Raw genomic sequence first — 7,339 nt, 5'->3', positions numbered from 1 at the left:
AGGGCCGCCTGGGCCTCACCCATGAAGGTCGCCGCCGCCGCGGCCGGGTCGGCCTGCCCGAACGCCACCGACTCGTTCGCCCGGCCGAAGGCGCTCTGGATCTCGCCATAGCCGACCGGCCACGCGGGCGGCGGCGGGCCGACCAGGTCGGTCAGCTCCTCCACGTACGCGATGGCGCGCCCGGCGGCGGACTCCGGGTCCGCACCGAGGGCGTCGCGTGCGGCCGACGACGGCGGCACCCCCAGCGTGAGCCCGATCGCCTCGTTGGCGCGGGTGTCGTTGAGGAGGAAGTCGATCACCGCGGCCGCAGTCTCGGGCGACGCCGTGGTGGCAGAGACGCACCAGAAGTCGAGCGCCTTGAGGAACAGGCCGGACTGGTCGCCGGCCGTCTTCGCCGGCACGCTGACCACCTGCAGCTGCGTCTCCACCAGCGGCTGGTAGAACGTCACCTGCTGCACCCAGCCCCACTGCAACGGTGCCCGGCCCTGGGAGATCAGGGCGTTCTCGAAGCCGGCCGACTCGGCGGTCACGTCGCCGGGAGGCACCACCCCTGCCTGACGCAGGCGCTCCCAGTAGGCGAGCCACGCCTCCACGAGGCTCTCCTCGAAGGCGATCTCGCCGTCGGGCGTGAACAGGTCGCCGGACTCTTGCCGCGCGTACGGCTCGAACGCCTGGATGTTGCCGCCGTTGTCGTTGCAGCCGTAGCTGCCGTCGCCCGAGGCCTCGACGTAGGCCGTGGCGAGCTCCTCGAAGTCGTCCCAGGTCCAGCCGTTCTCGGGCATGCTGAGGCCGGCGCCCTCGAGCAGGTCCTGATCGGCGAACACCGCGAACACGATCGAGCTCTGGCCCACGCCGTAGGTGCCGCCCGCCACGTCACCGCTCGCTGCCACATCGGCATCGAGTGCGGAGGCGTCGATCGTGCCGTCGGCGATCATGTCGCTGAGATCGAGCAGGGCACCGCGACTGGCGTAGTCGTCGAAGTAGGTCATCGACATCCGGAACACATCCGGGGAGTCGCCTCCCGCCGTCTGGGTGGCGAGACGATCCCAGTAGTCGTCGAACGGTGCGGACTCGGTGGCGAGCGCGACGTCGGCGTTGTCCGCGCCGAACGCCTCGAGCGCGGCGCCCATGCCGTCGTGGACCGGTTGGCCGCCGTACCAGGCGACCCGCATGTCCGCGCTGCTGGGGTCGCCGCTGCCACTGCCGCCCTCGGTGGAACCACCACCGCCGCCGCCGCGGCTGCATGCGGCGAGCGCTCCCGCCGTCAGCAGGCCGACTCCGGCCGTGAGAAATGTCCGGCGCTGCATGTCGTTCATGAGGACTCCTTGGTCGAGGCTGCTGGCGCCCAGCGCCAGTGGTGGGGGGCTGTCTTGGGGACGTAGACGCCGCGCGGCAGATCATCGGCGACGCGAATCATCCAGCGACCGAGCAGCTGGACGAGATCGGCCCGGGTACTGGCGTGCGCGGGGTCGTCCGCGAGGTTGCTCAGCTCGACCGGGTCCGAGGTGAGGTCATAGAGCTCGACGTTCCCCTCGCTGTCGAGCGTGAGCTTGTACCGGCCCGACCGGACCATGCGCGTGCCACCGCTCATGGTCACGGTGTTGAGCTCGTCGAGGGTGGGGCCGTCGTAGTCGAAGTGAAGGTCGGGGCGCTCGTCCTCGCGGTAGGGCACGCCGCCATAGCCGAGCTCGGCGTAGATGGAGTCGAACTCGTGCGGCGGCGCGGGCTCGCCCCGAAGCAGCGGGGCGAGGCTGCGGCCCTGCACGCCGTCGGGGATCCGGGCGCCGACCATCTCGCAGAGCGTGGGGAGAATGTCCACGAGCGAGACCGGCTCATCGAGAACCTGGCCCGCCCGCACGCCCGGGCCGCTGATCTGCATCGGGATCCGCATCAACACCTCGGGCATCCCCGCGCCCTTGCGCTGCAGCCCGTACTCCCCCACGAAGTCGCCGTGATCGGCCACGACGATCACGATCGTGTCCTCGGCGCGGTCACCGAGCTGGGCCAGCAGCCTGGCGACCTGGTCATCGATGAGCCGGAGCATGCCGTAGTAGCTGGCCCGGTAGCGGCGCCACTGATCGTCGAAGCCTGGTCGCTTGGACTCGAACAGGTCGCCGAGCCACCGGAACATCGGGCCCTTGGCCTCGCGTGTCTCGGGTCCCGCGAGCCGCTCGGGCACCTCGTCCTCACCGAACATCTCGAAGTAGGGCGAGGGCACCTGGTACGGGTTGTGCGGCTCCGGAAAGGAGACCCAGCAGAAGAACGGATCGCCCTCCTGGGTGAGCTCCTCGATCACCTCGATCGCGCCGTCGACGATCCGGTACGGCAGCTGCTGCTCCAGCGGGAACGGAGTGGGCTCGGCGCCCACGCCGTGATCGAGCTCGGCGAGCCAGTCGTCGAAGGCCTCGTCCTGCTCGCTCGACGCCGGACCGCCGGTGTGCCAGTACGGGCCGCGCGCGGCGTCGAAGTCCTCGAGCGGCCGGTGGATGTGCGGCTTGCCGGAGAAGCCGAGCCGATAGCCGTGGTCGCGCAGCACGTCGAGGAGGTCGCGGTCGAAGTACGCGTGCTCACCCGTGCTGTTCTGCTTCACCCGGTGCGCCGAGGGGAACCGGCCGGTCAGCATGCTCACCCGCGCCGGCACGCACAGCGGGGACGCCGTGTAGCCGTTGCGGAAGATCGCCCCGGCCTCACCGAGGGCATCGAGGGCGGGCATCGTGTCCAGCCCGAACCCGGTCGCGCGTGTGAGGTCAGCGCGCTGCTGGTCGGTCATGACGATGAGGACGTTGGGCTTCTCCTGCGAAGGCACGGCTCCAGTGTGGCAGAAATTCTAGCGCTAGAATAGTGAGGTGGGTCACGCAGGTGACGAGAAGGTGAACACCAGGTGTCCAGACGCCGTTAGGCTCGTGGACCCTCCCGCCTTCCCCGCCGCCAGGAGTCCTCATGGTCTGGTACGTCCGCGGCCTGCTCCGACTGGCCCTCGCCACCACGCTCGCCGTGGTCGGTCTGCTCGCCGCCTTCGTCCTCGCACCCGCCCAGGACTCCACCGGCGTGCTCTCGGTCGACCAGAGCACCCACCTCGACGACTGACGGCGCCGGGGCAGGCGGGCCCTGGGCAGCCGGGCCTGGGTCCGCCGGCCGACCCTCCCCAGCGCGCGCGAGGTCGCACCGTTGGCGCGAGGTCGCACCGTCAGCGGAACGACCTCACGCCGAAAGTGCGACCTCGCCGGGCATGGGCGGGCTGCGGCCCGGCGAGGCGGCGAGCGGGAATGGGCAGGCGAGCCGGCGGGGCTGGCAGGGCGGGCAAGCAAGCGGGCGGGCATGACTGGGGCACGATGGCAACCATGGCTACCGCTGACGACCTGATCGCCGAGGCCGCTGCCGCGGACGTGAACGGCTGGGGCTTCGGCTACCTCGACGGTCGCGCCACCGAGGAGCGCCCGCCGTGGGGGTACGCGCGACTGCTCGCCGAGGCTGTCGCACAGGCGCGCGTAGCGATCGACCTCGACACCGGCGGCGGCGAGGTGCTCGCGGAGTGCCCGGAACTCGCCGCGGAGCAGCACGTCACGGAGTCGTGGCCGCCCAACGCCGCACGCGCGCGAGCGCTGCTGGGCCCCCGCGACGTGCAGGTGCACGAGACCGAGCCGGGGGCGCCGATCCCGGCACCCGACCGCACCTTCGACCTCGTGACCTCACGCCATCCGGTCGCGCCGGACTGGCCCGAGATCGCGCGCGTCCTCACGCCGGGTGGCACCTACCTCGCCCAGCACGTGGGCCCGGAGTCGGCGTTCGAGCTCAGCGAGCACTTCCTCGGCCCGCTCACCGCAGAGCAGCGCCGCGGCCGCGACCCCGACCTCGAGGCAGCTGCCGCCGAGGAGGCGGGTCTGCGCATCGCCGAGCTGCAGCGGGCCCGGCTGCGGATGGAGTTCTTCGACGTCGGTGCGGTGGTCTGGATCCTGCGCAAGTGCGTCTGGTGGGTGCCGGACTTCAGCGTGGACCGGTACCGGGCTGAACTCGGTGCGATGGACGAGCACATCCGCCGCCACGGATCGTTCGTGGCGCACTCGGCACGGCACCTGATCCGTGCGACGGCGCGCTGAGCCCGCACGGGTCAGCTGAGCTCGAGGACCACCTTGTCGTCGCCGACCTCGGTGCAGACCACCTGGTACCCGGCCACCGCTTGCTCGTCGCCCTGAGCGCAGGTAGCGGAGGTGCCGTCGACGGTGAACTCGGCCTGGCCGTCGGAGGCACCGACAAGTCTCACGGTGAGAGTGTCATCGAGGAGCTCGGTCTCCGCGCCGGCACCACTGAGCGTGACCGTGCACTGGTTGTTCGAGCACGAGTAGGACGTGCTGGTGCACCCGGTGAGCGCGACGGTCGCGAGGGCGAGCGCAGGAAGAGCGAGCAGAGATCGTGACTTCATACCCCCCACTCTGCCCGACCCGACCACAGCGCGACCAGGGGGAGATGGACCCACCCCCGCTGCGCCGTCGGGCGTTGATAGTTTGCAGAGCATGTCGGTCTCGGAGCTCTCGGCGAGCAACCAGAACTATCTCAAGGCGATCTGGGGGCTGCAGGAGTGGTCGGACGAGCCGATCACACCCACGGCGGTAGCGAGCAAGGCTGGCGTGCGGCTGTCCACGGCCTCGGACGCGATCCGCCGGTTGGGTGAGCTCGGCCTCGTCGAGCACACCCGGTACGGAGCGGTGACGCTCAGCCAGCAGGGCCACACGCACGCGCTCGCGATGGTGCGGCGGCACCGGCTGATCGAGACGTTCCTCGTGCAGGTTCTCGGCTACTCCTGGGACCAGGTGCACGACGAGGCCGAGACCCTCGAGCACGCGGTCTCCGACTTCATGGTCGACCGCATCGACGCCCATCTCGAGCACCCCACGCGCGACCCGCACGGCGACCCGATCCCCCAGCCCGACGGCACCGTCGCACGCCCTGACGCGGTGCAGCTCAGCGGCGTCGAGCCGGGCGTCACGGTCACGGCCGAGCGGATCTCCGACCACGACCCGGACCTGCTGCGCTTCTTCGCCGAATGCGGCATCGGGGTGGGTGCTCGCCTCGAGGTCCGTGCCGGCGCCCCCTATTCGGGGTCGATCGAGGTGATGGTCGACGGCGGTGCTCCGGTCGCGCTCGGACAGCCGGCCACCGATGCCATCTGGGTCATGCCGGTCGGCTGAGCGCCAGTCGCCGGCGGCGGGCGCTCAGCCGCGTGCCGATCAGCCCGCGGCGCGGGCTGAACAGGTACACGAGTGCGAACACCGAGCCCTGCGCGAGCACGACCATCGGACCGGTCGAGGTGTCGAGGTAGTAGCTGCCGTAGACACCCACCAGGCCGCACAGGAGCGCGAGCGCCGGGGCGATCAGCAGCATCGTCTGGAACCGGTCCGTCAACAGGTAGGCGGTGGCGCCGGGGATGATGAGCATCGCCACGACCAGCACCACGCCGACCGCCTGCAGCGCCACCACGGCCGTGAGAGCAAGCAGGCCCAGCAGGAGGCCTCCGAGGAACGCCGGGTTGAGGCCGATCGTGTGCGCGTGCCCGGGGTCGAAGGCGTACAGCGTGAGGTCGCGCCGCTTGAGCAGCAGCACCGCCAGCACGGCCGCGCCCAGCACCAGCACCCCGACGAGGTCGGTGCGGGAGACGCCGAGCAGATTCCCGAACAGCACGTGGCCGAGGTCGGTCTGGCTCGGCGTCACGGAGATCAGCACGAGACCGAGCGCGAACAGCGTGGTGAACACGACCCCGATCGCGGCATCCTCCTTGACACGGCTGGTGCTGCGGACCACGCCGATCAGCGCGACCGCGAGGAACCCGAACACCGCCGCGCCGATGGCGAGCGGCAGCCCGAGCACGTGCGCGATGACGATGCCAGGGAGCACCGAGTGGGACACGGCGTCGCCCATCAGTGACCACCCGATCAGCACCAGCCAGCATGACAGCACACCGCACACCACCGAGGCGATCGCAGTGGTCGCGAGCGCACGCAGCATGAACTCGTAGCTGAGCGGTTCGGTGAGGAGGGTCAGCAGGGTCATCGATCGTGATCCCGCCGGATCGGGTCGAGGCCGAACGCGAGCGCGAGGTTCTCGGGTCGCAGCACGTCGGCGACCTCGCCGTGCACGAGGACGCGACGCAGCAGCAGTGCGGCCTCGTCGGCGAGATCGGGCAACGCATGCAGGTCGTGCGTGCACACGAGCACGGTGGCGCCCTCGGCGGCGAGCTCACGCAGGAGGTGCGTGATCGTGGCCTCCGACCGCTTGTCCACCCCCGCGAACGGCTCGTCGAGCAGCAGGATCGTGGCCTCCTGCGCGAGCCCACGGGCCACGAATGCCCGCTTGCGCTGACCGCCCGAGAGCTGACCGATCGGCCGGGTGGCCAGGTCGGTCAGCTCGGTCCGTTCGAGCGCATGGTCGACGGCGGCACGGTCGGCCGGGTGCGCCCGTCGCGTCGGTCCCATGTGCCCGTAGCGCCCGGTCATGACGACGTCGCGCACCGAGAGCGGGAAGTCCCGGTCCACGTCCTCGCTCTGAGGGACGTACCCGACCAGGCCGCGCTTGCGCGCCTGAGCCGGCCCACCGCCGTCGACCGTCACAGCTCCGGAATCAGGGCGGATCAGGCCCGTGATCGTCTTGACGAGAGTGGACTTGCCCGACCCGTTCATCCCGATGAGGCCGGTGACACGGCCGGGGTGGAGATCGAGGTCGACATGATCGAGCGCGAGCACGTCGCCGTGGTGCACGGTGACGTCACGGACCTCCACGCTCGGACTCACGGCGCGGCTCCGCCCAGGCCGGCGGCGATGAGGTCGGCGTCGTAGCGGATGAGGTCGAGGTAGGTGGGCACGGGGCCGTCGGGCTCGGAGAGCGAGTCGACGTACAGGGTTCCGCCGAAGGTCGCGCCGGTGGCTTCGACGACCTGCTGCATCGGGCCGTCGTTGACGGTGGACTCGCAGAACACCGCGGGCACGTCGCGGCTGCTGACGAGCTCGATCGCGGCCGTGATCTGGTGCGGCGTGGCCTGCTGCTCGGCGTTCACGGGCCAGATGTAGGCCTCGTCCAGGCCGGCGTCGCGGGCGAGATAGGAGAACGCGCCCTCGCAGGTGACGAGCACGCGCTGGGCCGGCGGCACCTCCTCGAGCGCGGTGACGAGATCGTCGTGCACCGCGCGGAGCTCCTCGGTGTACGCGGAGGCGTTGGCCTCGAAGGTGTCCGCGCCCTCGGGGTCGAGGTCGCTGAAGGCCGCGACCATCACCTCCACGTACGCGATCACGTTGAGCGGGCTCATCCAGGCGTGCGGGTTGGGGTGGCCGGCGTAGGCGTCGGCGGCGAT

9 protein-coding genes are annotated in these 7,339 nt (G+C 70.9%); 3 read left to right on the top strand and 6 right to left on the bottom strand.

The window, feature by feature from the left end; translation table 11 throughout:
- Together ACOJSN_RS19270 and ACOJSN_RS19265 are read right to left on the bottom strand one after the other, a co-directional pair.
- Positions 1 to 1,316: ABC transporter substrate-binding protein (locus ACOJSN_RS19270; protein ID WP_420114105.1), on the bottom strand; the 1,316-nt coding region annotated here is incomplete at its 3' end.
- Positions 1,313 to 2,806: a sulfatase-like hydrolase/transferase gene (locus ACOJSN_RS19265; RefSeq protein ID WP_420114104.1), complete on the bottom strand. Its 1,494-nt coding sequence runs from the start codon at positions 2,804 to 2,806 to the stop codon at positions 1,313 to 1,315. The genes ACOJSN_RS19270 and ACOJSN_RS19265, both read right to left, overlap by 4 nt.
- Before the next feature lie 134 nt (positions 2,807 to 2,940).
- On the opposite strand from ACOJSN_RS19265, the gene ACOJSN_RS19260 reads away from it, so the two are divergent.
- Positions 2,941 to 3,087 carry a hypothetical protein gene (locus ACOJSN_RS19260; RefSeq protein ID WP_420114103.1) on the top strand — a complete coding sequence of 49 codons (147 nt, stop codon included), beginning with the start codon at positions 2,941 to 2,943 and terminating at the stop codon, positions 3,085 to 3,087.
- Between the two features lie 254 nt (positions 3,088 to 3,341).
- Positions 3,342 to 4,097, top strand: coding sequence for a methyltransferase domain-containing protein (locus ACOJSN_RS19255; protein ID WP_420114102.1), 756 nt, complete (start codon positions 3,342 to 3,344; stop codon positions 4,095 to 4,097).
- Positions 4,098 to 4,108: 11 nt separating this feature from the next.
- On the opposite strand, the gene ACOJSN_RS19250 is transcribed toward ACOJSN_RS19255, so the two are convergent.
- On the bottom strand, positions 4,109 to 4,420 hold the full coding sequence (locus ACOJSN_RS19250; RefSeq protein ID WP_420114101.1) for a hypothetical protein: 312 nt from the start codon (positions 4,418 to 4,420) through the stop codon (positions 4,109 to 4,111).
- A 91-nt stretch (positions 4,421 to 4,511) separates the two neighbouring features.
- On the opposite strand from ACOJSN_RS19250, the gene ACOJSN_RS19245 reads away from it, so the two are divergent.
- The gene (locus ACOJSN_RS19245; RefSeq protein ID WP_420114100.1) at positions 4,512 to 5,186 is read left to right on the top strand and encodes a metal-dependent transcriptional regulator; all 675 of its coding nucleotides are present in this window, start codon (positions 4,512 to 4,514) and stop codon (positions 5,184 to 5,186) included.
- Here the strand turns inward: ACOJSN_RS19245 and ACOJSN_RS19240 are convergent.
- The 3 genes from ACOJSN_RS19240 to ACOJSN_RS19230 all read right to left on the bottom strand — a co-directional run.
- Entirely contained in the window at positions 5,170 to 6,045 is an 876-nt protein-coding gene (locus ACOJSN_RS19240) for a metal ABC transporter permease (RefSeq protein ID WP_420114099.1), read from the bottom strand. The genes ACOJSN_RS19245 and ACOJSN_RS19240 overlap by 17 nt on opposite strands.
- Entirely contained in the window at positions 6,042 to 6,782 is a 741-nt protein-coding gene (locus ACOJSN_RS19235) for a metal ABC transporter ATP-binding protein (protein WP_420114098.1), read from the bottom strand. The genes ACOJSN_RS19240 and ACOJSN_RS19235 overlap by 4 nt, the downstream gene beginning before the upstream one ends.
- The coding region (locus ACOJSN_RS19230) for a metal ABC transporter solute-binding protein, Zn/Mn family (protein ID WP_420114097.1) at positions 6,779 to 7,339 on the bottom strand (561 nt) is incomplete at its 5' end. The genes ACOJSN_RS19230 and ACOJSN_RS19235, both read right to left, overlap by 4 nt.

It is taken from the genome of Pseudactinotalea sp. (genome assembly GCF_048594945.1).
Lineage (GTDB): Bacteria > Actinomycetota > Actinomycetes > Actinomycetales > Beutenbergiaceae > Pseudactinotalea.
The sequence above is the reverse complement of the archived record's forward strand: the minus strand, read 5'-3'. Positions and strand labels throughout refer to the sequence as shown.

Bases quoted from the DNA above. Each gene is read 5' to 3' on its own strand.
- ACOJSN_RS19240 (WP_420114099.1), bottom strand. From the start codon at position 6,045: ATGACCCTGCTGACCCTCCTCACCGAACCGCTCAGCTACGAGTTCATG.
- ACOJSN_RS19250 (WP_420114101.1), bottom strand. From the start codon at position 4,420: ATGAAGTCACGATCTCTGCTCGCTCTTCCTGCGCTCGCCCTCGCGACC.
- ACOJSN_RS19260 (WP_420114103.1), top strand. From the start codon at position 2,941: ATGGTCTGGTACGTCCGCGGCCTGCTCCGACTGGCCCTCGCCACCACG.
- ACOJSN_RS19255 (WP_420114102.1), top strand. From the start codon at position 3,342: ATGGCTACCGCTGACGACCTGATCGCCGAGGCCGCTGCCGCGGACGTG.
- ACOJSN_RS19245 (WP_420114100.1), top strand. From the start codon at position 4,512: ATGTCGGTCTCGGAGCTCTCGGCGAGCAACCAGAACTATCTCAAGGCG.